The organism is Leclercia sp. Colony189 (assembly GCF_009740165.1).
Lineage (GTDB): Bacteria > Pseudomonadota > Gammaproteobacteria > Enterobacterales > Enterobacteriaceae > Enterobacter.
The window spans coordinates 2,973,629-2,996,182 of the sequence record NZ_CP046557.1 but is presented as its reverse complement, the minus strand read 5'-3'; the positions used below and the strand labels follow the sequence as shown (position 1 = coordinate 2,996,182).

Here is a 22,554-nt window from a genome sequence, read left to right as displayed (position 1 = left end):
AGAACCAACGGGTTAATACAGACTGTCGATATTTTCTTTCGTCACGCGCAGGACTTTATGGAATTTGATGATGCGTTTTTCGGTATCCACATCCGCTTTACCGAGATTGGGGATCTCAAGACCCTGAGTAATCTCTTCTCCCTTCAGAACCTTGTCGGCCACGGCGGTAATGGCGTAACCCGCAGAGGCAGGGTCGTAGGTGATGCCCATGGCGATATCACCGCTCTTAATCAGGGAAGCGGCCTGAGAGGGGATCATCATGCCGTAAACGAACACTTTGCCTTTCGCCCGTTTCTCTTTCACCGCGCGGCCCGCGCCAATGGGTCCCTGAGAGCCAAAGGAGACAATCCCTTTCAGGTCGGGGTGAGCTTTCATCAGGTCGATGGTCGTCCGGCGGGCATCGTCGATATTCTCGGCCACCGGCATACGGCTGGTGACTTCATGCATATCCGGGTAGTGCTCTTTCTGATATTTAACGAACAAGTCCGCCCACAGGTTATGTTGCGGCACGGTCAGACTGCCGACATAAATAACATAGCCTCCTTTACCGCCCATGGCTTTGGCCATCTCTTCAACGTTATCGGCGGCAAATTTTTCGTTATCAATAATTTCAACGTCCCAGTTGGCGCTCGGTTGTCCGGGAGATTCGTTGGTTAATACCACGATGCCAGCATCCCGCGCCTTTTTAAATACCGGCTCGAGCACATCGGCATCGTTGGGAACAATCCCGATCGCCGATACTTTTTTCGCGATTAAGTCCTCAATAATTTTTACCTGCTGCGGGGCATCAGTGCTGGAAGGGCCTACCTGAGAGGCTTTAATACCGAGGTCGCTGCCGGCTTTGGTGACACCTTCCCCCATACGATTAAACCAGGGCATGCCATCTATTTTTGAAATATTTACCACTTCAATTTCTTTCGCCATTGCGGAAGTGGAAAAGACCATCAATCCGAGCAAACCAGCCGACAGTAATTTTGTTAAGCACATTTTACTCATCTCATACCTCTGAATGGTGGTGAAAATAAATGATAGTGATAACGTTGTTTCGCTGTTTGACCTACCCGTGTGCGTTTTAATATTAGGTGATAATAATCCTTTCCTCGCAGACTTTATCCCAGATAAAGCCAGGGGAAATAGCAAGTTAGCTCCGCTGGTTTAAAAGAATTAACAGTAGGGTTTTCATATTTATAATGTTATGGAACTACTGGCTTATCGCATGGACTATTTTGCCAATACTCCGTTTTGGGATTTCCATCACTTATTCGGCTTACTGCGCCATCCGCCGGGCTGAAGCAACCGTCTGGCGCGTTTGAGAGAAACTGCCGCTTTTTTTGACTTCAAGCCTGTACAACCGGCGCTGAAAAGCGCCTAATACCGTCTCCAAAATTTTTATCATTCACAGTTAACAGGTCTGTTATTGATGAATAAATCCCATCGCTTCGCGCCAGCGCCTGTCTGCTGTGATGAACCTCTGTGCTGTCGGCCCGTTTTGCCGTCGCCAGACTCATTTTCAAGGGACAGATAGCCATGCAGCGTCGACAATTTCTTAAAAATAGCGTTCTTCTTTCTGCCGCAGGTTTAGTAGGCCCGGCTCTCGCCAGCGAGACGGTAAAAACCAGCCTGGCGCCCATAGCGCCGGTGATGCGCCGCCGCTTTGTCTTGTCGCAAACCTATAAACTGGCGCCGCCACAGGGCTCCAGCGGCGTCGTGAAGCTGTGGATCCCGCTTCCGGTGGATACTGCCTTTCAGCAGATGACCGGCATGGCGTTTACCGGCAACTATCAGCAGGCCTATGTCACCACCAACAACGCCTATGGTGCGAAAACTTTGTTCGCAACCTGGCCAAAAAGTGAAGGCGACCTGCTGCTTCAGCTCGATCTGGAGATCGAAACGGCGGACTGGGAGCCGCTGAAACATGACGCGCTGAAAAACTGGCAGGCACCGGAACAGATTGTTTATCCGCTGGCGGTGAAGCCATACCTGCTGCCAACAACGCACACACCGGTTGATGGCCTGGTGCGCGAAACGGCGCAAAAAATTACCGGCGGCGAAACCGATCCACTGAAGAAAGCGCGCCTCATTTACGAATGGGTCAGCAGCCATATGGAACGCGATAACGACGTCATTGGCTGTGGCACCGGCGACGTGGCGACCATTCTGCAAAGCGGCAAGCTCAGCGGCAAATGCACCGACATCAGCTCGGTGTTTGTAGCGCTGGCGCGCGCCAGCGGGATCCCGGCGCGGGAACTGTTCGGCATCCGTCTGGGCAGAGCCAACAAACTGGAGCGCTACTCCGCCAGCGCCTTCGGCAAAGCCGATAGCGCGGGCGTGGCCGATGTCAGCGGCGGACAGCACTGTCGCGCGGAGTTTTATCTGGCCGGTTACGGCTGGCTGCCGTGTGACCCGGCGGACGTCACCAAAATGCGTCTGGCGGAGAAAAAAGCCCATCAGGATCCCGATGTGCAGGCGGTGAATGCTTACCTCTTTGGCAACTGGGAGATGAACTGGGTGGGCTTCAACTATGGGCGCGATTTTGAGCTCTATCCGGCGACGGAGCAGGGGGCGGTAAATAACTTTGGCTACCCCTATGCCGAGGTGGACGGCGATCCACTCAATTTCTACGATCCAAAGGTGTTCACTTACCACTATGTCTCAACCGAACAACGCTAAGGGGGCAGGCCTTACCCTGCTGACGGCAGCCGCGGCTGCCGTTACCGCCGGGCTCTGCTGCGTCGGTCCGCTGCTCTACCTGCTCTTTGGCATCTCGGCGGCGGGGTTTGCCGGGCTCAGCCAGCTTGAGTTCCTGCGCCTGCCGATGATTGTGCTCTCCCTCGGGCTGATGCTGCGGGTGTTCTGGCGGCTCTATTTTTCAAAAAGGCTGTGGTGTACCGGGCGTTTAACCCTGGGGCAGATGCGTCTGCTGTTCTGGCTCACGCTGCCGGTGCTGCTGCTGGTGCTGTTCTACCCCACGGTGGTGACCTGGGTTTATGAGGTGATGGAATGAAACGACTGTTGATAAGCGCGTGTCTGCTGCTTCCGCTGTTTGCTCAGGCGGCGAATCAAAAAGTGGTGCTGGATATTCAGGGCATGACCTGTTCGCTGTGCGTCATTTCGGTTAACCAGGCGCTGCGGGAAACCGAAGGGGTAGTGAAAGCGAAAGCGTCATTAAAGACCCGACAAACCGACGTTATCGTCGCGGAAGGTTTCCCTGTCGAGACATTATTACAGGCGGTGGCGAAAACAGGTTATACGGCGACGCTCAATCATATTGAAAAGCTGTAAATATAATACGAACTCATGATGGATTAATTGTTGTTTAATGTATTTTTGCCTTTCCCTGGATGAGGGAAAGGCGTTATTTCAGACAATTATTAATAATTAATGATGATACGCCTTCAGTTTTATAAATATATTGTTACGAAACGTTGATCTTCCCGTTCGTCCGCTCTATCTTTTGATAACTTTCTCCATAAAACGATCCTTTTTATCCATGCCTTTTCTTTATCGGCGGTGGAGCGCTCCTTGCTCTCAGCGTTTTTACACTATATTTTTGGTGATGGTAAATATGAATATAACAGCCAGCAAATATACCCTCTGGATCCGCGATATTACGCTCAATCCCTGGATCGCCTTTTATTTTCTTCAGTCGGTACTAATAAATTACTCTTTCGGCTACTCATTCAGCGCAATCTATACGGTGGCATTTTGCTGCGTGCTGTTAGTGCTCTGGCGAATCACCCCCCGCCTGCAAAAAGGCGTTATTATCCTGTGCAGTCTGCTGGCTGCGATCTACTTTCCTTTTCAGCAAGCGTATGGCGCGCCAAATTTCAATACGCTGTTAGCATTACATTCCACCAATTTTAATGAGTCCGTCGAGATCCTGACGATATTTCCGTGGCACAGCTACCTGGTGTCATTCATTATTCTGACATTAGGCCTCATTGCACTCCGGCGTAAGATTATGCCCAAACAGGGCTGGCGCCGTTTCGATATGCTCTGTCTGGCCTTTAGCGTCCTCTGTTTCTTTTTAACCCCCCTGAAAAACCTGGTTTACTGGGGGCACTTTACCCTGATGGACGTGGGGTATCCGGTGTTCCGCTTTGTAAAAGATGTGGTGATCAACAATCGGGAAGTGGTTACGGAGAAAGCCCGCATGCTGGAGCTGGCCAAAGTGAAGGACAACTGGACCGTTCTGGCGGTGAAGCCCCGCTACCATAACTACGTGATGGTGATCGGTGAAAGCGCACGCCGGGATGCGCTGGGTGCCTTTGGCGGGCAGTGGAATAATACGCCGTTCGCCAGCTCGGTGAAGGGAATCCTGTTTACCGATTACATTGCCGCCAGCGCCTCCACCCAAACCTCGCTGGGGTACTCCCTGAGCCGGGTGAGTGGTGATACGCCGGAGTATCAAAATAACGTTGTCACGCTGGCGAATCGCGCCGGATTTCAGACCTGGTGGTTCTCCAATCAGGGGCAGATTGGCGAGTACGATACCGCCATTGCCAGTATTGCGAAGCGGGCCGATGAGGTGCAGTTTCTCAGAAAGGGGTATTACGAAGACGAGAGTAATCCTCGGGACGAAGCCTTACTGCAGATGACCCAGCAGGTGCTCTCAACCCCGCGCATACAAACGCGACTGATTGTCCTGCACCTGATGGGTTCCCATCCGCAGGCCTGCGAACGCACCCAGGGGAAATACGCCGAGTTTGTGCAGTCGAAAGAGACCTCCTGTTATATCTACAGCATCACCCAGACCGATACCCTGTTAAAACAGCTTTATCAGCAATTGCAGAACACTGGCGACAGTTTCTCGATGGTCTACTTTTCCGATCACGGTCTGACCTATAAAGCCCGTCTGACCGGCGGGCAATATATGGCTCACGGTGATGCCTGGCAGCAAAACTACCAGGTGCCGTTTATGATCGTATCGAGTGACGATAAAGAGCACCGCCTGATCAAAGCCCGGCGTTCCGCCAATGATTTTCTCGATTTCTTCTCGGTCTGGACCGGCATTCAGGCGAAGGAGCTGACGCCGAAATACGCATTTGTCTCGGAACAGGAGGCGGGCAGCGCCTGGGTGACCAACTTTAAGATGCAGAAAGTAGATTTCGCGCAGTTGCCGGACGATTTCCACCCGTAGGGGGCGCCGGTTACGCTCCGTCCATCTCATTAACAGCAAAACAGATACCCGGTGCAACGGTCATGATTTAACCTTTTTTGCACCAGCTAAGACCGCGGATAAACAGGGAAGAGAACCGTTTCTGTGTTACCCTGCACGCCATTCTATTCTGCAGGAGATTGACCCATGACTGAAGGCCCGTTAAACGAAACCGAAATGGAGTGGCTGGAAGAGACCTTAATGACCTACGGTCATGATGACGAGTCCGTTATGGATGTCTCAGAACTCGACGGTATGTTGACCGCGGTGCTTTCCGGCCCCGTGGTGGTGGAGCCGGACCGCTGGCTGGTGGCGGTGTGGGGCGGTGAAAAGAACATTCCGCGCTGGAAGAACGAGCGCGAGATGAACCGCTTCATCGATCTCTGCTTCAAGCATATGAACGATATCGCCGAACGCCTGAGCGACTACCCGGATCAGTTTGAACCGATGTTCGGCATGAACGATGTCGACGGTGAAACCTATACCGTGGTGGAAGAGTGGTGCTTCGGCTATATGCGCGGCGTGGCGCTGACCGACTGGTCATCCCTGCCGGAGTCACTGCGTGCCGATCTGGATTTAATTGCCCTGCACGGCTCCGAAGAGAAATTTGAGCGCCTGGATTCCTTCAGTGAAGAGGAGTTCCAGCAGAGCATCGAGGGGATTCGTCCGGCAGCGCTGCGTCTGTATAACTACTGGATTGCCAACCCGCAAGAGCCGGTTACTCAGCAGCCGGTGATCAACGGCACCAAAGTGGGACGCAACGATCCCTGTCCGTGCGGCAGCGGCAAGAAATTCAAGAACTGCTGTCTGCATTAACAGCGCCCGGCGGCGTTTCGCTTGCGCGGGCCTACACTATTCGTAGGCCGGGTAAGCGCAGCGCCACCCGGGATCATTGCACGCTATCCCACCTCTGGCAGCAACCCCGCCGTAATCCCGAACTGCACCAGGATTATCGCGATCCCGCAGGCGAAGACCAGACAGAGCACAGGCTTACCGCCTGGTACCCGGTAGTTCCCTTCAGGATGATGCTTACGGCTTTGCCAGACCAGCAGAGAGGGCAGCAGCAGCGCCAGCACCGCCAGCGCCACGCCCGCGTATCCCAGCGCCATCACAAAACCCCGTGGGTAGAACAGGGCGAAGGCCAGCGGCGGCAGAAAGGTGATCGCCCCGGTCTGGATACGTCCGCTGAACGTGCGGCTGCGCTGGAACAGGTCGGCGAGGTAGTCGAACAGACCCAGCGCCACTCCCAGGAACGAGGTCGCCAGGGCGAGGTCGGCAAAGAGATGCACCGCCAGCTCAACGTGCGGCGAGGCAACCACTTCGCGTACGGCCTGCAACAGCCCGTTCAGCCCACTATGGTTTGCCAGCATTCCCATGAAGCTCGACGAGTTGATACTGCCGAGGGTGACCAGCTGCCAGAAGATGTAAGCCACCAGCGGAATGGCGCTGCCAGTGATAAAGATCCAGCGCAGCTTGCGCACGTTGCCATTCATATAGCTGACAATGCTCGGCACGCTGCCGTGAAAACCAAACGAAGTAAAAATGACCGGTATAGCCGACAGTGCCAGCCCTTTCTCCAGCGGCAGCGTCAGTAAGTTGACCTTATGAATGTGCGGGACCAGCAGGGCCAGCATCACCACCAGGAAGACTATTTTTGCCGAGAACAGGAGGCGGTTGAACAGATCGACCAGCGACGTGCCCACGCAGACCACGCCCCCACCAATCAGGGTAAATAAGATCACCCCTGTGGCGGGAGAGATATCAGCGTTGAACCCGTCATTGACGCTGGAGGCGATTAACTCCCCGGCGCCGCTGATGTAGGCTGCCGTCAGGGCATACATCAGGAACATCATGCTAAAGCCGGCGATCCACTGGCCGAATCGCCCCAGATAACGCCCGGCCAGCGATCCCAGCCCGGTATCGGCTGGAACGTGTTGATACACTTCGAGCAGCAGCAGGGCGGTGTAACACATCAGTGCCCACAGTACGCCCAGTAACACCAGCGTAACGCCAAAACCGACACCTGCCGCCGCCAGCGGCATCGCCAGCATCCCGGCGCCAATCGTCGTTCCGGCGACGATAAAAATACTACCCAGCGTTCTGTTCTTCACGTTTTCCTCTAAAACCCTACGACACGACGACAAAATCTGCGGCGCAGAGTAAGGGAAAAGAACGGACTCGTCAAACCGGCGTTACAACGAGTGTAATGTAATCTTTACGTTATTTAACTTAAGCGTCGCTCTGGTCATATGCCCGTAAAAATGAGGAGGTTTGCCTACTTCATAAGAGCAATGTTTTCGCCCGATAATCAGGCGTAACGTAAACGTTTCTTATAAATATTCAAAAAAAGTGAGACGGCGATGACGGCCAGTAATCCCTTCTGTGCGAAATGGAGTCGTTCAGGCAATTTATTGTGTCACGGGCACTGGATAATCAGCTGGCAGGGCCAGGCGCTAACCTTACCGGAGGCAAGGCGGGAAAAGGATATGGGTACCTGGGCCATCTATTCGATTATCGATCCCGAAGATGAGACCTTTGCCCAGGAGTTGCAGGAAGATGAGTGGATCATTGAAAACGTCGAATGGCTGACCGATCTCTTTTTCGACCACGGCATCCCGCTGGAGACGGCCAGCTATCGCCAGTTTTATCAGGCGGTCAATAAACAGGACTGGCGCTGCACCAGCTGTGCGGGTTGCATGTAAACCTGCGCCAGCGCAAAGCGTTGCGGGGAGGAAAGGGTTAGGCTGCGCCTTTTCTTCTGGAGGGTTTATGGCATCCATTCATGGGCACGATGTGCTGACGATGATGATCGAGTCCGGCGAGCAATACAGCGAAGAGAGTTTGATTGCCGCGATTACGGCGCGTTTTGGTGACGAGGCGCGTTTTCACACCTGTTCAGCCGCGGACATGACGGCAGCAGAGCTGGTGGCATTTCTGGCGGCGCGCGGTAAATTCATTCCGCAGGCGTCGGGTTTTTCAACTCATGAAAGTAAAATCTGCCGCCATTAATAATTTGCGGCGCCAGATGGCGCCGCATGAATATTAATTTTGGGCATCGAGCGTCGACAGCTCTTTATCAATAAAGTACAGACCTTCACCCGATTTTCCGGCCAGGGTGAGTTTATCGATAACCGATTTAAACAGCTTCTCTTCTTCGTGCTGTTCTGCCACATACCACTGCAGGAAATTAAAGGTGGGATAATCCTGGCTGGTCATAGCCGCGTGTACCAGTTCGTTAATTTTTTGTGTGATCAGCTGTTCATGCTCGTAGGTAGCGCGGAACAGTTCATCTAATGAGGCATATTCTGCAAATGGCGATGCTACCGGGTTAATGCGCGGCAGGCTGCCGGTATCCGTAAGATAATCAAAGAGACGCTGCATGTGTGTCATCTCTTCCTGGGCGTGACGACGCATAAACGCCGCCGCGCCTTCAAAACTGTGATAGCTACACCAGGCACTCATCTGTTGATAGAGCAGGGAGGAGTAAAGCTCCAGATTCATTTGCTCATTGAGCTTGTCGATCATTTCACTTTTAAGCATGGTGTGGCTCCGTTTTATTATTAACTGGTCAACGTGAGCGTCACTATAATTTGTTATTTATTTATTTGCAAAAAGTAAAATAAATATTTAAGCAATCATAATACGAATGGGAATAAAACGCATTGCGCGCAACTCAAATATATTAATGAGAATTATTCTGTTTCGTGTTCAGAATTTTATTGCCAGCTCTAAAGCTGGCAACGAAATTAGTAATAAGCCGAGGTCGTGACGGCAGGGGCGGGGGCGTAACCGTGGCACTGGTACTGGATAGTGACGGTTTTGTTCAGACACAACGAGCCGCTGATCACGCTACAGGTTTCGATCGGCTGACCGTAGGCCTGGGCCGTACTGTATCCCATGGCCTGACATTCGCGGGTGGCAGTGCCACTTGTTACATAAGCATCATCATAAGAGGTCTGGAATAGTGGCTGACCATAATCAAGCCTGACGACCCCCGAGGTGACATCGACGCTGCTCACTTCAGCTTTGCGGGTAATACCGCAACCTGCCAGTAACAGCACCAGACCGACCGTGCATAATCTCTTCATAGAACACTCTGAATGCGTTGAAATAACCTATACTAACGCCAGACGTAAAGCGCAATGCCAGGAATAACCACCTGTTCTCTCTTTTCTCTTCGCCACGAGCATCCGGCTCCTTCAATCATAAGCCATCCTTTTGCGAACCGGTGCTCACATCCCTCTCCATCAAAATTGTGAGCGCATCTTTGTTTTTTGAAACTATTTTTCACTTAATTTGAAAGTGCGTTTGCTTAGTAGTAAGGTGGATTGAGTAAGCTATTCACAGCGGGGTGCCCCGCATCGCATTCAGGAGACGAAGTATGAAAATTGCACTGATGATGGAAAACAGCCAGGCGCAAAAAAACGCCATCATCCTCAAGGAATTGAACGCCGTTGCTGAAGAGAAAGGTTTACCGGTTTATAACGTTGGGATGAGCGACGAAAACGATCACCACCTGACCTATATTCATCTGGGGATCATGGCGAGCATTCTGCTGAACTCTAAAGCGGTTGATTTCGTGGTGACCGGTTGCGGTACCGGCCAGGGTGCGCTGATGTCCCTGAACATCCACCCGGGCGTGGTGTGTGGCTACTGCATCGATCCTGCTGACGCCTTCCTGTTTGCACAGATCAACAACGGTAACGCACTCGCCCTGCCATTTGCCAAAGGCTTCGGCTGGGGTGCAGAGCTGAACGTGCGCTTTATCTTTGAAAAAGCCTTCACTGGCCGTAAAGGCGAAGGTTATCCGCCAGAGCGTAAAGAGCCTCAGGTTCGCAACGCGGGCATCCTGAATCAGGTGAAAGCGGCTGTGGTGAAAGAGAACTATCTCGACACCCTGCGCGCCATCGATCCGGAGCTGGTTAAAACTGCGGTTACCGGTCAGCGTTTCCAGCAGTGCTTCTTCGAGAACTGCCAGGATAAAGAGATCGAAGCCTTTGTCCGCGGTATTATCGGCTAAGTTGCTAACACCGATAAAAAGCCAGCTTGCGCTGGCTTTTTTTATGCCTCTTTTCTGGATACCGCACTGCCGGCATCTTTTACCAGCCGCAGGGTATCGACCATCCCCAGCAGACAGACCAGCGCAATCGCCACAAACGCCAGCCGGAAGCTGATGCCCGGTAGCGACGCCATCCCCAGCCATTCGCTACACAGTTCGCCGATGCGGATCCCGATGGCGCCGAGGGTGATCCCCAGCCCCACTGCCAGCTGGGTGGCGGTGGAAAATAGGGTGTTGGCATAGCTCATTTGCGGCGAAGGCACATCCGCAAAGGCAAGGGTGCTGATGGCGGTAAACTGAATGGAACGGAACACGCCGCCGAGATAGAGCACCAGCATGATAACCCACACCGGGGTTTGCGGGGTCAGGAAAGCGCAGGCCAGCAGGGCCAGCACGTTCAGCGCGCCGTTGATCAGCAGCAACTTTTTAAAACCCAGCCCGCGCAGCAGTGGCGTGGTGGCGGGTTTGATGGTCAGGTTACCGACGAATACCGCCAGCATCAGCAAACCGGAGTGGAAGGCATCCATGCCAAAGCCCACCTGAAAAAGCAGCGGCAGCAAAAACGGCACGGCGCTGATGGAGGCGCGAAACAGCGAGCCGCCAAACATCGTTACGCGAAACGTGGGCACCTGCAGGGCATCAAGACGGATCATTGGCCACTCGGTGCGCCGGAAATGGCGCAGGGCATAAATCATGGTCACCATCCCTGTTGCCAGCAGTGCAAGGGTCACGCCTGTATTCACCTCCTGCGCCCCCATCATCTCCATGGCATAGACCAGGCTCACCATCGCCACCGAGGTGGCGATAAAGCCCGGCGTATCGAACGGGCGACGGATCTCTTCATAGATATCGGGAATAATGCGCAGCGCCAGCACGATAGCTATTAGCCCTAACGGCACGTTAATAAAGAAGATCCAGCGCCAGTTAGCATAGCTGGTAATAAAGCCCCCCAGCGGCGGGCCGATGATGGGTGCCACCAGCGCGGGCCAGGTGAGGGTGGCTATGGCGGTAATCAACAGGTGCTTGGGCGTGGTGCGCAATACGGCAAGGCGGCCTACCGGCACCATTAATGCACCGCCCATTCCCTGCAGTACGCGCATGGCGATGAACTGATCCACGCTGGTGGCGAGACCGCACAGCACCGAGGCGAGAGTGAAGATCGCCAGGGCAAGGGTAAACACCTTACGCGCGCCAAAGCGATCGGCGATCCAGCCGCTGGCCGGAATAAGTACCGCCAGGGTGATCAGATAGGCGCTGATCCCGAGATTAAGATCGACCGCCTGTATGCCAAAGCTTTTCGCCATATCGGGTAATGCCGTGGCGATCACCGTACCGTCCAGAAACTCCATAAAGAACGCGCCGGCCACCAGCAGCGCGGCGGGAGAGATCCCGCTGGCCGCTTTAGCGGAGTGATTTTCAGTCATTTTTTCTCTGCCACTTAAAATTTTTTTTAAAAATTTACGGTAACCCGCGGTGCGATAATTTGCTGATTAATATTAGATTTTAATCGGAACGGTGTTTTGTTTTAAATAAACTGGCGTGATGAATATCACAAAAACATTGATTTTTGTGATGAAGGTCATATTATAGCCGCATCAACATTAACACCTGCATAACACTTAGCCGGAGCATACCGATGAAATTGCGCAAAATTCTGAAAAGCATGTTCGAATCCTACTGCAAGACCTTTAAGGACGTACCGCCAGGCGCGATGTTCTGATAAGAAAAACCTGCTCCGGCAGGTTTTTTTGTGCCTGTACGCCGCATCAGGGCTGACGTTTTGCTACTATGACGGCCTTTCAAACAGGAGAAGCCTATGTCTCAAAACCTGAGTGCCGATCAGGAACTGATCTCTGACGTCGTTGCATGCCAGCTGGTCATCAAACAAATTCTTGATGTGATTGAAATCATTGCTCCCGCAGAAGTGCGCGAGAAAATGTCCAGTCAGCTGAAAAACATCGATTTCGCCAGCAATCCTGCGTCGGCCGACCCTGTTACGCTGCGCGCCGTGCAGAAAGCCATTGCGCTGATCGAGCTGAAGTTCACGCCGCAGGGTGAGTCTCACTAAAATAAACCGGTGTTTTGATTTTATAAACGGTTTTGTGAGAATAATGTGAACGGGCGACCCAGGGTCGTCCGAAATGTGAGTTACATGAAGCTCTGCATCAGTAGGGTGTTGACTCTTTTGCAAAAAATTACCCGGCACAGGCCGGGTAATTCAGTTAACGCGCAGAATCAGTGGTGCTGACGGCTGACGACGTTAAGCAGCTGGCGATCGGTCTGTTCCAGACCCATGCCGGTGAGACGTGCCTTGCGAACTTCATCAAGGATGGTTTTAAGTAATACTCCATCCTGCTGCTGTTCTTTCTCAATATCATGCAGGAAGTTAAGCGTAGAAGTGTCTTTCATTTTCCGCGCTTCATCCGTTAATTGATTCAGCGTCTGACAGCGCTGCTCATACTCTTCCAGCGTGCGCTGGAAAACTGCTTCCAGGCAATTGCACTCTTCGTCAGTCATATCCACGGGTTTCAAAACCGGCATAGCGCCTGATGCTTTTAAAAAATCGAAAACGCGCATCATTTGCGTAACGTTGCTCTGCGCCTGGAGGCGCAGGAAAGTCGCGGAACCGGTTAGCTGATGTTCTGAACACCACTCGCTGAGGTGCAAAGAGAGATTAGACGCATGAAACTCGAGGTTCATCTGCGTGTTGAGCCTGGTGATCATATCCGAGACAGCCATATCCATTCCCTTTTCTTCGTTTATGTAACCAAAAAATAATCATCATTAACGATAGTTCACTACAGAATAAAAGCATTCTGTTTTCCCTGTATGTGATCCCAAATTCGTTTCAGGCATCAGGTAAAATTCATCATAACAGCGAATCCATTATAAGAAAATCCTTATAAATATATTCTTACTAAACCTTACCCCCCATCAGGAATTAAAAAACATGGAGGATTTCGAGAGGGGAGGGTCGAGGTTGAAGATGATTAAGAGATTGTATTATAAGGATTTGTGTAAATTTAATGCTATCCGAAAAGTGAAATTACTTTATGTTTTTCTCAGGAGCGGTGAAATAGGCGCTTAGCGAAAAAAAAGATAATTATTCCTGTCAGGTGGAATACAGATAATTCTGGTAATTAATGGATTTTTACACCTAGCTAAAATTGCGTCAGATCATTTTTACTGGAAATAGTGCGATATGTGATCCCGCTGGAAGTTTTCCGCTACACACGCTGTGAAAATGAAACATTGTTTTATATTCCCTAACGGAGTTCATTATGGCAAAAGTAGCGGTGCTGCTGGCACCCGGATTTGAAGAGGCGGAGGCGATTATCACTATTGATATCCTGCGCCGTCTCAACATTGAGGTAGATACCCTGGCCTGCGCCGAGTCGCGGGCGGTTGTGAGCTACCATAATATCCCGATGGTGGCGGACAGCACCCTCAGCGAAAAAATCGACAGTTACTACGATGCGGTCGTATTACCCGGCGGCCCGCAGGGCAGCGTGAATCTGGCGGCCAGTGCAGATGTGGTGCGTTTTGTCGCCGCGCATGACGAAGCGGGTAAATTTATCGCTCCAATTTGTTCGGCTGCGGCGCGTGTGCTGGGCGGCAATGGCCTGTTAAAAGGGCGTCGCTATGTCTGCTCGGGGGAACTCTGGCAGGAGATTCAGGACGGCGAATATGTCGATGCGCCAGTGGTGGAAGATGGCAACCTCATCAGCGGCAAGGGACTGGGCCATGCCTTTGACTTTGCGCTGACGCTCTCAGCACGTCTGCTGGGTGAGGAAGCACCGGTACGCGATCACGCCGAGCATATCTACTATCCCTGGTAATATTATGCCGGGCGCCCGCGCGCCCGGATCACAAGGATATCTTAGCTAATCTTATGGACTAATCTGCTTTACCCCTTTCTATTTGTCAGACAAATACCTGCATATTTATGTCTTTTTCCGCTGAATCTATGTACTCAATTACTGTAATTCTGCGGTGTGATGGCGCTCTCTTATGGATGATTAATTTCCCGCTAAAACTATCTCAAGCAAATGCGCTAAATACACGCCTGGCGCTAATGCCTTGTTTTAAGTCCGATTAAAAACATTTTAGTTGTTATTCCCCTACAAATTAAAACGCTAAAGCTGGAGTTAACCATGCACAAATTTACTAAAGCGCTGGCGGCCATCGGTCTGGCTGCCGTTATGTCACAATCCGCTATGGCGGAGAACCTGAAGCTCGGTTTCCTGGTGAAGCAACCGGAAGAGCCATGGTTCCAGACAGAGTGGAAATTTGCCGATAAAGCCGGGAAAGATTTGGGTTTTGAAGTCATTAAAATTGCTGTGCCTGATGGTGAAAAAACGCTGAACGCCATCGACAGCCTGGCAGCCAGCGGCGCGAAAGGGTTTGTCATCTGTACTCCGGATCCAAAACTGGGCTCGGCTATCGTGGCGAAAGCGCGTGGCTACGACATGAAAGTCATCGCTGTGGACGATCAGTTCGTGAACGCCAAGGGCAAGCCGATGGATACCGTGCCGCTGGTGATGATGGCGGCGACCAAAATCGGCGAGCGCCAGGGCCAGGAGCTCTATAAAGAGATGCAAAAACGCGGCTGGGACGTGAAGGACACCGCGGTTATGGCGATCACCGCCGATGAACTGGATACCGCACGCCGTCGCACCTCCGGTTCGATGGAAGCCCTGAAAGCGGCCGGCTTCCCGGAAAAACAGATCTACAAAGTGCCAACCAAATCCAACGACATCCCGGGCGCTTTCGATGCGGCCAACTCCATGCTGGTGCAGCACTCTGAAGTGAAACACTGGCTGGTGGTGGGGATGAACGACAACACCGTCCTGGGCGGCGTGCGCGCCACCGAAGGCCAGGGCTTCAAAGCGGCAGATGTTATCGGCATCGGCATCAACGGCGTTGATGCGGTGAGCGAGCTTTCTAAAGCGCAGGCCACCGGCTTCTACGGTTCTCTGCTGCCAAGCCCGGACGTACATGGCTATAAATCCAGCGAAATGCTCTACAACTGGGTCACCAAAGGTGCCGAGCCAGCGAAATTCACTGAAGTTACCGACGTGGTGTTGATCACCCGTGACAACTTCAAAGCAGAGCTGGAGAAAAAGGGACTGGGCGGTAAGTAATTCCACTGTGATTGCGCCCCCCGGGCATCGGGGGGCCAGACGTTCACTACTCGATCCTCGGAGACGTTATGCAACAGTCTGAACCGTATCTCTCTTTTCGCGGCATCGGCAAAACCTTTCCCGGTGTCAACGCGCTGACCGACATCAGCTTTGACTGCTATGCGGGTCAGGTTCATGCCCTGATGGGTGAGAACGGCGCCGGAAAATCCACGCTGTTGAAGATCCTCAGCGGTAACTACACCCCCACGACAGGCACCCTCGCCATCCAGGGCAAAGAGGTCGCCTTCGCGGACACCACCGCCGCGCTGAATGCCGGTGTCGCCATCATCTACCAGGAACTGCATCTGGTGCCGGAGATGACCGTGGCGGAGAACATCTATCTTGGGCAGCTTCCGCATAAGGGCGGTTTTGTTAACCGTTCGCTGCTCAACTATGAGGCCGGTCTGCAGCTGAAGCACCTTGGGCTGGATATTGATCCCCAGACCCCACTGAAGTATCTCTCCATCGGCCAGTGGCAGATGGTGGAGATTGCCAAGGCGCTGGCGCGCAATGCCAAAATTATCGCTTTTGACGAACCCACCAGCTCGCTGTCGGCGCGTGAAATCGAGAACCTGTTCCGGGTGATCCGCGAGCTGCGCAAAGAGGGGCGCATCATTCTGTATGTGTCGCACCGTATGGAAGAGATCTTCGCCCTCAGCGACGCTATTACCGTGTTTAAAGATGGTCGCTATGTCCGCACCTTCAGCGACATGCAGCAGGTCAACCACGACCTGCTGGTGCAGGCGATGGTGGGGCGCGAACTGGGTGATATCTATCACTGGGAACCGCGCCAGTATGGCGGCGAACTGCTGCGCCTCGAAGAGGTTAAAGCCCCGGGCGTACGCACCCCGATAAGCCTGACGGTGCGCAGCGGTGAAATTGTTGGCCTCTTCGGGCTGGTAGGGGCAGGGCGCAGCGAGCTGATGAAAGGGTTGTTTGGCGGCACCCGCATCACCGCAGGGCAGGTGTTTATCGACGGCCAGCCTGTCGATATTCAGAAACCGGCCCATGCCATTCGCGCAGGGATGATGCTCTGCCCGGAAGACCGCAAGGCCGACGGGATCATCCCGGTGCACTCGGTACGGGATAACATCAATATCTCGGCCCGCCGGAAGACCATCCGTGCCGGATGCCTGATTAACGACACCTGGGAGGTTAGCAACGCCGATCACCACATTCGTTCGCTTAACATCAAAACCCCGGGCGCGGAACAGCTGATCATGAACCTCTCCGGTGGCAACCAGCAAAAGGCCATTCTGGGCCGCTGGCTGTCGGAAGAGATGAAGGTGATCCTGCTGGATGAACCGACGCGCGGTATCGACGTGGGCGCCAAGCACGAAATCTATAACGTCATTTATGCCCTGGCAAAACGTGGCGTGGCGGTGCTCTTCGCCTCCAGCGATCTGCCGGAAGTACTGGGCGTGGCCGACCGTATCGTGGTGATGCGTGAAGGGGCCATTGCCGGTGAATTGCTACATGAACAGGCGAATGAACAGCAGGCGTTAAGCCTCGCCATGCCTAAAGTCAGCCAGGCTGTCGCCTGAGTAAGGAGAATAAGATGTCCTCTGTCACTACATCCGGAGCGCCAAAATCGGCCTTCAGCTTTGGGCGGATCTGGGATCAATACGGCATGCTGGTCGTGTTTGCCGTACTGTTCCTCGGCTGCGCCATCTTTGTGCCTAACTTCGCCACCTTCATTAACATGAAAGGGCTGGGGCTCGCCATCTCCATGTCGGGCATGGTGGCCTGCGGGATGCTGTTCTGTCTGGCATCCGGCGACTTCGACCTGTCGGTCGCCTCGGTTATCGCCTGTGCGGGTGTCACCACTGCAGTGGTCATTAACATGACCGAAAGCCTGTGGATTGGTGTGGCGGCCGGGCTGCTGCTCGGTGTGCTCAGCGGGCTGGTGAACGGCTTCGTGATTGCGCGCCTGAAAATCAATGCCCTGATCACCACGCTCGCCACCATGCAGATTGTGCGCGGGCTGGCCTATATCATCTCTGACGGTAAAGCGGTGGGGATTGAAGATGAGCGCTTCTTTACCCTCGGCTACGCCAACTGGCTCGGTCTGCCAGCCCCTATCTGGCTGACCGTCGGCTGCCTGATCATCTTTGGTTTCCTGCTCAACAGAACCACTTTTGGCCGTAATACCCTGGCGATTGGTGGTAATGAAGAGGCGGCGCGTCTGGCGGGTGTGCCGGTGGTACGGACCAAGATCATCATCTTCGTGCTTTCCGGTCTGGTGTCGGCGGCGGCGGGGATTATTCTGGCTTCACGTATGACCAGCGGCCAGCCAATGACCTCTATCGGCTATGAGCTGATCGTCATCTCAGCCTGCGTTTTAGGTGGCGTATCGCTGAAGGGCGGCATCGGAAAAATCTCATATGTGGTGGCCGGGATACTGATTCTTGGCACGGTTGAGAACGCCATGAATCTGCTGAACATCTCCCCGTTCTCGCAGTATGTGGTACGTGGCCTAATCCTGCTTGCGGCGGTGATTTTCGACCGTTACAAGCAAAAAGCAAAGCGCACCGTTTAACCCTTTTTTCCACCCCCTCCCGACTTAACTTTTAAGTGTAGCCCCCCTTCCCAGCCGCAGCGGGAAGGGGGATGTCAAATGGCGAGCCCCGTCACACTGTCTATACTTACATGGCTACTGAGATGTTTGCCGTTTTTCATCTCGCCAACTGTAAGGAGGATCAGGGTGGCCGATACGTTAACTTCACCGCCTTTACTATCAGAAAACTTTGCGTACTTTTTCGACCTCGACGGGACCCTTGCTACCATCAAGCCACACCCCGATGAGGTAGTTGTTCCCGCAGAAGTATTACAGGCACTGAATCAGCTGGCACAGCTGAATGAGGGGGCACTGGCATTGATATCAGGGCGTTCAATGGCCGAGCTGGACCAGCTCGCCAGACCCTACCGTTTCCCGCTTGCCGGTGTACACGGGGCGGAGCGCCGCGACATCCATGGTCATTCGCAATCCGTTTCTCTTCCCCCGGATCTGATCCAGACGCTGCATGCGCAGCTTACAACGGCGCTTTTATATCTGCCTGGCACCGAACTTGAAGCCAAAGGGATGGCATTTGCAATCCACTACCGTCAGGCTCAGGAATATGAGAAGAATATTTTCGCCCTGGCGGAACAGATCGTGCACGACAATCCGCAGCTGTCACTCCAGCCTGGTAAATGCGTGGTCGAAATCAAACCGAGAGGGATCCACAAAGGCGAGGCTATCTCAGCCTTTATGCATGAAGCGCCTTTCCTCGGCAGAACGCCGGTTTTCTTTGGTGATGACCTCACCGATGAGCATGGCTTTGAAGTGGTGAATCAGCTTAAAGGGGTATCAGTGAAAGTCGGCGCAGGTGAGACCAAAGCCAGCTGGCGGCTGGCTACGGTACCTGAAGTCTGGCAATGGGTAATTAAAGCCGCTAACCATCAACAAGAACAAGAAATAGCGCAAATTAACAGGAGAAAACCTTATGGGTCGCTTGATCGTAGTTTCTAATCGCATCGCTCCCCCGGATGATAAAAAAGCCAGCGCAGGTGGCCTGGCTGTTGGGGTGCTGGGGGCGTTAAAAAATACGGGGGGGCTCTGGTTTGGCTGGAGTGGAGAGATTGGTAATGAGGACAAACCGCTAAAAAAGGTGACGCGCGGGAATATCACCTGGGCTTCATTTAATCTCAGTGAACAGAATTACGATGAGTATTACAGCCAGTTCTCCAACGCCGTGCTGTGGCCTGCGTTCCACTATCGCCTCGACCTGGTAAAGTTTAAGCGCGAGGCCTGGGAAGGGTACACGCGGGTCAATAGCCTGCTGGCCGATAAGCTGCTGCCGTTAGTCCAGCAGGACGACGTGCTATGGATCCACGATTATCATCTGCTGCCGTTTGCCGGCGAGCTGCGCAAGCGCGGCGTAAACAACCGGATTGGCTTCTTCCTGCATATTCCGTTCCCGACCCCGGAGATCTTCAACGCGCTGCCGCCGAGCGACGAGCTGCTTGAAGAGCTTTGTGATTACGACCTGCTGGGCTTCCAGACCGAAAATGACCGCCTGGCCTTCCTTGACAGCGTGGCCAGCAAAACGCGCCTGACGGCGCATGACGATGACTCGCACTCCGCCTGGGGCAAGCGCTTCCGCACTGAGGTCTATCCGATTGGTATTGAGCCGGACGAGATTATCGAGCAGGCCTCCGGGCCGCTACCGCCTAAGCTGGCGCAGCTGAAAGAAGAGCTGAAGCACGTAAAAAACATCTTTTCCGTTGAGCGTCTCGATTACTCCAAAGGGCTGCCGGAACGCTTCCAGGCTTACGAGACCCTGCTGGAGAATTATCCTGAGCACCACGGTAAGATCCGCTATACCCAAATCGCACCGACCTCGCGCGGCGAGGTGCAGGCCTATCAGGACATCCGACATCAGCTTGAGAACGAAGCCGGTCGCATTAACGGCCGTTACGGCCAGTTGGGCTGGACGCCGCTGTTCTATCTCAACCAGCATTTTGAACGCAAGATCCTGATGAAGGTCTTCCGCTATGCCGATGTCGGCCTGGTCACGCCGCTGCGTGACGGGATGAACCTGGTGGCGAAGGAGTATGTCGCCGCGCAGGATCCGGCCGATCCGGGCGTGCTGGTGCTGTCGCAGTTTGCCGGTGCTGCCAATGAGCTCACCTCGGCGCTGATCGTTAACCCGTACGATCGGGACGATGTGGCCAATGCTCTGCACCGTGCGCTGAATATGCCCCTCACGGAGCGTATTTCACGTCATGCCGACATGATGAAGGTGATCCGCGAAAATGACATAGACCGCTGGCAGGCGCGCTTCATTGAGGACCTGAACCAGATCACTCCCCGCAGCGTGGAGAGCAATCTGCAAAAAAAGGTCGCAACCTTTCCTAAATTAGCCTGATTATATTCCACTCGGCGTTTTATTCTGCGCCGAGTGGAATTAAAAGCACATCAACCTGACTGTTGCTGACGATTGTTTTAGCGGAACATGCTGCGCGTGAAAAAAAGCTGTGGTTGTGATTTCCGCATATCACCAGGTCTACCTTTTGCTTTTGACATATATCACTTATCTGCTCGCTTAATTCTCCTGTCGCGCACAAAGTTTGCGCGATGGGATATTCTGCGCGGGCAATGAGCTCGTCAAGAAATTGCCTGGTTTCCTCCTGAAGAACACCACGAATATCTTCCAGCATCGGTGCTGCCAGTTGATTATACATCTCTGGTTCGGCCATTAACGTGACCACCGTAATACGCGCCTGCGTTGGCCTGGCGATAGCAACCGCTTTGGCGATCAATTGATGACTTTCAGGAGAAACTGAAACAGAAACAAGGATATGGGAATAGCTCATTTTACCCACCTTCATTGTGTGGTTATTGCACATACTTCAGCATTAGCGCGAATGCTTTTTTTGCGCAATAGCCAAAGATGGCATTAGTGTGACAGTTGTCATAATTATTCATTAATTATTCTTATGCAATGAATTGCAGGGGGACTGGACGAAAGGGCAAAAATCCGCTTCCTAAACGTAAATCATGCGCTTTGAGCCCGCTGTAATCGCAAAAAATCCACCTAAATGCTTCAACTAAAAATGATAACGCCAGGTAATAACTTTTGTCACTTTTTCATATAAGCCTTTGTTTTAAAACCATATTGACAAAGTGTTTCTGTGATAGATATGGACTGGTTTGTTGCCAGTTTACGCTATGACAACGACAGGCAATTAACATGCCCTCTTTGTTCATACTTCTGCATGAATATTCGCCCGGAAAGAATATATTCTGCGCTTAATCGCTCATAAAACAAACAAATTAGAAGGAGTGCTGATGGATTTTTGGGTAAAATTCACTTAAATTATGTGATCTGCGTCACATTTTTTTTAAATTTCAGGTGAAGCCACATTGTATGTGGTACATCGGACGGGTAAAGTTGCCGCGAATTAGGAAAAGTCTTAGTTAATTGTAAGAAGCGATAAATGTGTAAGAGACAGATTTTGTTTTTCTTAACGTGATTCATCGATACAAAACTTAATTCAACTATGCGTTTTAGCCTTTTCTTTTTTTTACCGGGGTTTTCCCGGCGACATCACGGGGTGCGGGTTGACCGCACAAGAAATTAAAGTGTTATTCGGGAAGGAATAAATGAACACATCCGAATTGCTAAAACACATCTATGACATCAACCTGTCATATTTATTACTTGCACAACGTTTGATTAGCCAGGATAAAGCCTCTGCAATGTTTCGTCTGGGTATTCAGGAAGAAATGGCCACCACGCTTGGCGGTTTAACGTTGCCGCAGATGGTGAAACTGGCCGAGACAAACCAACTGGTTTGCCAGTTCCGCTTTGATAATCACCAGACCGTCACGCAGCTGACGCAGGAATCCCGCGTGGATGATCTGCAACAGGTTCACACCGGTATTCTGCTTTCTACCCGTTTGCTTAACGAAATCAGCCAGCCTGATGACGTAGCCCGTAAGAAAAGGGCCTAAAAATGAGTGAGAAGAGCATTGTTCAGGAAGCGCGTGATATTCAACTGGCCATGGAACTGATTACGCTAGGTGCTCGTTTGCAAATGCTGGAAAGCGAAACCCAGCTGAGCCGTGGCCGTCTTATCAAGTTGTATAAAGAATTACGTGGCAGCCCACCCCCAAAAGGGATGCTGCCATTCTCTACCGACTGGTTTATGACCTGGGAGCAGAATATTCATGCTTCCATGTTCTGTAATGCCTGGCAGTACCTGCTCAAGACCGGCTTATGCAGCGGCGTTGATGCGGTCATTAAAGCGTACAAACTTTACCTCGAGCAGTGCCCGCAGCCTGAAGAAGGCCCTTTGCTGGCCCTGACCCGCGCATGGACATTGGTGCGTTTTGTTGAGAGCGGATTGCTGGAACTCTCCCGCTGCAACTGCTGCAGCGGCAACTTTATCACCCATGCACATCAGCCCGCGGGCAGCTTCGCCTGCAGTTTGTGCCAACCACCGTCTCGTGCGGTAAAAAGACGTAAACTTTCCCGGGATGCTGCCGATAGTAATCCACAACTGCTGGATGAACAGATCGAACAGGCTGTTTAACCCGAACGTGTGGGCAAGGATCCAGCAGCGGTAGAGATTACCGCTGCTTTTTTTTGCCCCGCAGAAGGATAAAC

The 22,554-nt window shown here is 52.6% G+C and carries 25 protein-coding genes; 18 read left to right on the top strand and 7 right to left on the bottom strand.

The window, feature by feature from the left end; all coding sequences use genetic code 11:
* Positions 1 to 12: 12 nt before the first annotated feature.
* On the bottom strand, positions 13 to 996 hold the full coding sequence (locus tag GNG29_RS14365) for an autoinducer 2 ABC transporter substrate-binding protein (RefSeq protein ID WP_103822429.1): 984 nt from the start codon (positions 994 to 996) through the stop codon (positions 13 to 15).
* Between the two features lie 531 nt (positions 997 to 1,527).
* On the opposite strand from GNG29_RS14365, the gene GNG29_RS14360 reads away from it, so the two are divergent.
* From GNG29_RS14360 to GNG29_RS14340, 5 genes are all read left to right on the top strand, one after another.
* The gene (locus tag GNG29_RS14360) at positions 1,528 to 2,670 is read left to right on the top strand and encodes a transglutaminase-like domain-containing protein (RefSeq protein WP_156654823.1); all 1,143 of its coding nucleotides are present in this window, start codon (positions 1,528 to 1,530) and stop codon (positions 2,668 to 2,670) included.
* The gene (locus tag GNG29_RS14355; protein ID WP_156654822.1) at positions 2,648 to 3,004 is read left to right on the top strand and encodes a mercuric transporter MerT family protein; all 357 of its coding nucleotides are present in this window, start codon (positions 2,648 to 2,650) and stop codon (positions 3,002 to 3,004) included. Before GNG29_RS14360 ends, GNG29_RS14355 begins: the two co-directional genes overlap by 23 nt.
* Positions 3,001 to 3,282, top strand: a complete 282-nt coding sequence (locus GNG29_RS14350; RefSeq protein WP_156654821.1) for a heavy-metal-associated domain-containing protein — start codon at positions 3,001 to 3,003, stop codon at positions 3,280 to 3,282. The genes GNG29_RS14355 and GNG29_RS14350 overlap by 4 nt, the downstream gene beginning before the upstream one ends.
* A 283-nt stretch (positions 3,283 to 3,565) precedes the next feature.
* Positions 3,566 to 5,140 carry a sulfatase-like hydrolase/transferase gene (locus GNG29_RS14345; protein WP_156654820.1) on the top strand — a complete coding sequence of 525 codons (1,575 nt, stop codon included), beginning with the start codon at positions 3,566 to 3,568 and terminating at the stop codon, positions 5,138 to 5,140.
* Between the two features lie 165 nt (positions 5,141 to 5,305).
* Complete coding sequence (locus GNG29_RS14340; RefSeq protein WP_156654819.1) at positions 5,306 to 5,974, top strand: YecA family protein; 669 nt, start codon at positions 5,306 to 5,308, stop codon at positions 5,972 to 5,974.
* Between the two features lie 83 nt (positions 5,975 to 6,057).
* Here the strand turns inward: GNG29_RS14340 and tyrP are convergent, their stop codons facing one another.
* The gene (tyrP, locus tag GNG29_RS14335; protein WP_103180110.1) at positions 6,058 to 7,269 is read right to left on the bottom strand and encodes a tyrosine transporter TyrP; all 1,212 of its coding nucleotides are present in this window, start codon (positions 7,267 to 7,269) and stop codon (positions 6,058 to 6,060) included.
* A 249-nt stretch (positions 7,270 to 7,518) separates the two neighbouring features.
* On the opposite strand from tyrP, the gene GNG29_RS14330 reads away from it, so the two are divergent.
* Positions 7,519 to 7,860, top strand: a complete 342-nt coding sequence (locus GNG29_RS14330; RefSeq protein ID WP_156654818.1) for a hypothetical protein — start codon at positions 7,519 to 7,521, stop codon at positions 7,858 to 7,860.
* A 67-nt stretch (positions 7,861 to 7,927) separates the two neighbouring features.
* Entirely contained in the window at positions 7,928 to 8,167 is a 240-nt protein-coding gene (locus tag GNG29_RS14325) for a YecH family metal-binding protein (protein WP_156654817.1), read from the top strand.
* A gap of 33 nt (positions 8,168 to 8,200) precedes the next feature.
* On the opposite strand, the gene ftnA is transcribed toward GNG29_RS14325, so the two are convergent.
* The gene (ftnA, locus tag GNG29_RS14320) at positions 8,201 to 8,698 is read right to left on the bottom strand and encodes a non-heme ferritin (protein WP_103180107.1); all 498 of its coding nucleotides are present in this window, start codon (positions 8,696 to 8,698) and stop codon (positions 8,201 to 8,203) included.
* Between the two features lie 206 nt (positions 8,699 to 8,904).
* A complete protein-coding gene (gene yecR / locus GNG29_RS14315) occupies positions 8,905 to 9,246 on the bottom strand; it encodes a YecR family lipoprotein (RefSeq protein ID WP_103180106.1) in 342 nt (113 codons plus the stop codon).
* Between the two features lie 293 nt (positions 9,247 to 9,539).
* Here yecR and GNG29_RS14310 point away from each other — a divergent pair, with 293 nt between their 5' ends.
* Complete coding sequence (locus GNG29_RS14310) at positions 9,540 to 10,178, top strand: RpiB/LacA/LacB family sugar-phosphate isomerase (protein WP_156654816.1); 639 nt, start codon at positions 9,540 to 9,542, stop codon at positions 10,176 to 10,178.
* Between the two features lie 41 nt (positions 10,179 to 10,219).
* Here the strand turns inward: GNG29_RS14310 and GNG29_RS14305 are convergent, their stop codons facing one another.
* On the bottom strand, positions 10,220 to 11,641 hold the full coding sequence (locus GNG29_RS14305) for an MFS transporter (RefSeq protein WP_156654815.1): 1,422 nt from the start codon (positions 11,639 to 11,641) through the stop codon (positions 10,220 to 10,222).
* A gap of 212 nt (positions 11,642 to 11,853) precedes the next feature.
* Between GNG29_RS14305 and azuC the strand changes: the two genes are divergently transcribed.
* A complete protein-coding gene (gene azuC / locus GNG29_RS14300; protein ID WP_098946254.1) occupies positions 11,854 to 11,937 on the top strand; it encodes a stress response protein AzuC in 84 nt (27 codons plus the stop codon).
* A gap of 96 nt (positions 11,938 to 12,033) precedes the next feature.
* Complete coding sequence (locus GNG29_RS14295) at positions 12,034 to 12,285, top strand: DUF2766 family protein (RefSeq protein WP_039030868.1); 252 nt, start codon at positions 12,034 to 12,036, stop codon at positions 12,283 to 12,285.
* A 167-nt stretch (positions 12,286 to 12,452) separates the two neighbouring features.
* Here the strand turns inward: GNG29_RS14295 and GNG29_RS14290 are convergent, their stop codons facing one another.
* On the bottom strand, positions 12,453 to 12,956 hold the full coding sequence (locus GNG29_RS14290) for a non-heme ferritin-like protein (protein ID WP_103181106.1): 504 nt from the start codon (positions 12,954 to 12,956) through the stop codon (positions 12,453 to 12,455).
* A 542-nt stretch (positions 12,957 to 13,498) separates the two neighbouring features.
* On the opposite strand from GNG29_RS14290, the gene GNG29_RS14285 reads away from it, so the two are divergent.
* The 6 genes from GNG29_RS14285 (at position 13,499) to otsA (ending at position 20,310) form a co-directional block, all read left to right on the top strand.
* A complete protein-coding gene (locus GNG29_RS14285) occupies positions 13,499 to 14,056 on the top strand; it encodes a DJ-1 family glyoxalase III (protein WP_103180103.1) in 558 nt (185 codons plus the stop codon).
* 315 nt (positions 14,057 to 14,371) lie between these two features.
* Complete coding sequence (gene araF / locus GNG29_RS14280; RefSeq protein WP_103180102.1) at positions 14,372 to 15,361, top strand: arabinose ABC transporter substrate-binding protein AraF; 990 nt, start codon at positions 14,372 to 14,374, stop codon at positions 15,359 to 15,361.
* A gap of 68 nt (positions 15,362 to 15,429) precedes the next feature.
* Positions 15,430 to 16,944 carry an L-arabinose ABC transporter ATP-binding protein AraG gene (gene araG / locus GNG29_RS14275; RefSeq protein WP_156654814.1) on the top strand — a complete coding sequence of 505 codons (1,515 nt, stop codon included), beginning with the start codon at positions 15,430 to 15,432 and terminating at the stop codon, positions 16,942 to 16,944.
* Between the two features lie 14 nt (positions 16,945 to 16,958).
* Positions 16,959 to 17,939 (top strand): arabinose ABC transporter permease AraH, encoded by a 981-nt coding sequence (gene araH, locus GNG29_RS14270; RefSeq protein ID WP_103180100.1) that lies wholly within the window; start codon positions 16,959 to 16,961, stop codon positions 17,937 to 17,939.
* Between the two features lie 165 nt (positions 17,940 to 18,104).
* Positions 18,105 to 18,911 carry a trehalose-phosphatase gene (gene otsB / locus GNG29_RS14265; RefSeq protein WP_156654813.1) on the top strand — a complete coding sequence of 269 codons (807 nt, stop codon included), beginning with the start codon at positions 18,105 to 18,107 and terminating at the stop codon, positions 18,909 to 18,911.
* Positions 18,886 to 20,310, top strand: coding sequence for an alpha,alpha-trehalose-phosphate synthase (gene otsA / locus GNG29_RS14260; RefSeq protein WP_103180098.1), 1,425 nt, complete (start codon positions 18,886 to 18,888; stop codon positions 20,308 to 20,310). Before otsB ends, otsA begins: the two co-directional genes overlap by 26 nt.
* 19 nt (positions 20,311 to 20,329) lie before the next feature.
* Here otsA and uspC read toward each other — a convergent pair whose 3' ends face one another.
* Entirely contained in the window at positions 20,330 to 20,758 is a 429-nt protein-coding gene (uspC, locus tag GNG29_RS14255) for a universal stress protein UspC (RefSeq protein ID WP_103180097.1), read from the bottom strand.
* Positions 20,759 to 21,548: 790 nt separating this feature from the next.
* Between uspC and flhD the strand changes: the two genes are divergently transcribed.
* Together flhD and flhC are read left to right on the top strand one after the other, a co-directional pair.
* The gene (gene flhD, locus GNG29_RS14250) at positions 21,549 to 21,899 is read left to right on the top strand and encodes a flagellar transcriptional regulator FlhD (RefSeq protein WP_103180096.1); all 351 of its coding nucleotides are present in this window, start codon (positions 21,549 to 21,551) and stop codon (positions 21,897 to 21,899) included.
* A gap of 2 nt (positions 21,900 to 21,901) precedes the next feature.
* Positions 21,902 to 22,480 (top strand): flagellar transcriptional regulator FlhC, encoded by a 579-nt coding sequence (flhC, locus tag GNG29_RS14245; RefSeq protein ID WP_103180095.1) that lies wholly within the window; start codon positions 21,902 to 21,904, stop codon positions 22,478 to 22,480.
* Positions 22,481 to 22,554: the final 74 nt, after the last annotated feature.

Excerpts from the sequence above, each read along its gene's own strand:
- GNG29_RS14365 (WP_103822429.1), bottom strand. The coding sequence starts at position 996 with ATGAGTAAAATGTGCTTAACAAAATTACTGTCGGCTGGTTTGCTCGGA.
- GNG29_RS14360 (WP_156654823.1), top strand. The coding sequence starts at position 1,528 with ATGCAGCGTCGACAATTTCTTAAAAATAGCGTTCTTCTTTCTGCCGCA.
- GNG29_RS14355 (WP_156654822.1), top strand. The coding sequence starts at position 2,648 with ATGTCTCAACCGAACAACGCTAAGGGGGCAGGCCTTACCCTGCTGACG.
- GNG29_RS14350 (WP_156654821.1), top strand. The coding sequence starts at position 3,001 with ATGAAACGACTGTTGATAAGCGCGTGTCTGCTGCTTCCGCTGTTTGCT.
- GNG29_RS14345 (WP_156654820.1), top strand. The coding sequence starts at position 3,566 with ATGAATATAACAGCCAGCAAATATACCCTCTGGATCCGCGATATTACG.
- GNG29_RS14340 (WP_156654819.1), top strand. The coding sequence starts at position 5,306 with ATGACTGAAGGCCCGTTAAACGAAACCGAAATGGAGTGGCTGGAAGAG.
- GNG29_RS14330 (WP_156654818.1), top strand. The coding sequence starts at position 7,519 with ATGACGGCCAGTAATCCCTTCTGTGCGAAATGGAGTCGTTCAGGCAAT.
- GNG29_RS14325 (WP_156654817.1), top strand. The coding sequence starts at position 7,928 with ATGGCATCCATTCATGGGCACGATGTGCTGACGATGATGATCGAGTCC.
- ftnA (WP_103180107.1), bottom strand. The coding sequence starts at position 8,698 with ATGCTTAAAAGTGAAATGATCGACAAGCTCAATGAGCAAATGAATCTG.
- yecR (WP_103180106.1), bottom strand. The coding sequence starts at position 9,246 with ATGAAGAGATTATGCACGGTCGGTCTGGTGCTGTTACTGGCAGGTTGC.
- GNG29_RS14310 (WP_156654816.1), top strand. The coding sequence starts at position 9,540 with ATGAAAATTGCACTGATGATGGAAAACAGCCAGGCGCAAAAAAACGCC.
- GNG29_RS14305 (WP_156654815.1), bottom strand. The coding sequence starts at position 11,641 with ATGACTGAAAATCACTCCGCTAAAGCGGCCAGCGGGATCTCTCCCGCC.
- azuC (WP_098946254.1), top strand. The coding sequence starts at position 11,854 with ATGAAATTGCGCAAAATTCTGAAAAGCATGTTCGAATCCTACTGCAAG.
- GNG29_RS14295 (WP_039030868.1), top strand. The coding sequence starts at position 12,034 with ATGTCTCAAAACCTGAGTGCCGATCAGGAACTGATCTCTGACGTCGTT.
- GNG29_RS14290 (WP_103181106.1), bottom strand. The coding sequence starts at position 12,956 with ATGGCTGTCTCGGATATGATCACCAGGCTCAACACGCAGATGAACCTC.
- GNG29_RS14285 (WP_103180103.1), top strand. The coding sequence starts at position 13,499 with ATGGCAAAAGTAGCGGTGCTGCTGGCACCCGGATTTGAAGAGGCGGAG.
- araF (WP_103180102.1), top strand. The coding sequence starts at position 14,372 with ATGCACAAATTTACTAAAGCGCTGGCGGCCATCGGTCTGGCTGCCGTT.
- araG (WP_156654814.1), top strand. The coding sequence starts at position 15,430 with ATGCAACAGTCTGAACCGTATCTCTCTTTTCGCGGCATCGGCAAAACC.
- araH (WP_103180100.1), top strand. The coding sequence starts at position 16,959 with ATGTCCTCTGTCACTACATCCGGAGCGCCAAAATCGGCCTTCAGCTTT.
- otsA (WP_103180098.1), top strand. The coding sequence starts at position 18,886 with ATGGGTCGCTTGATCGTAGTTTCTAATCGCATCGCTCCCCCGGATGAT.
- uspC (WP_103180097.1), bottom strand. The coding sequence starts at position 20,758 with ATGAGCTATTCCCATATCCTTGTTTCTGTTTCAGTTTCTCCTGAAAGT.
- flhD (WP_103180096.1), top strand. The coding sequence starts at position 21,549 with ATGAACACATCCGAATTGCTAAAACACATCTATGACATCAACCTGTCA.
- flhC (WP_103180095.1), top strand. The coding sequence starts at position 21,902 with ATGAGTGAGAAGAGCATTGTTCAGGAAGCGCGTGATATTCAACTGGCC.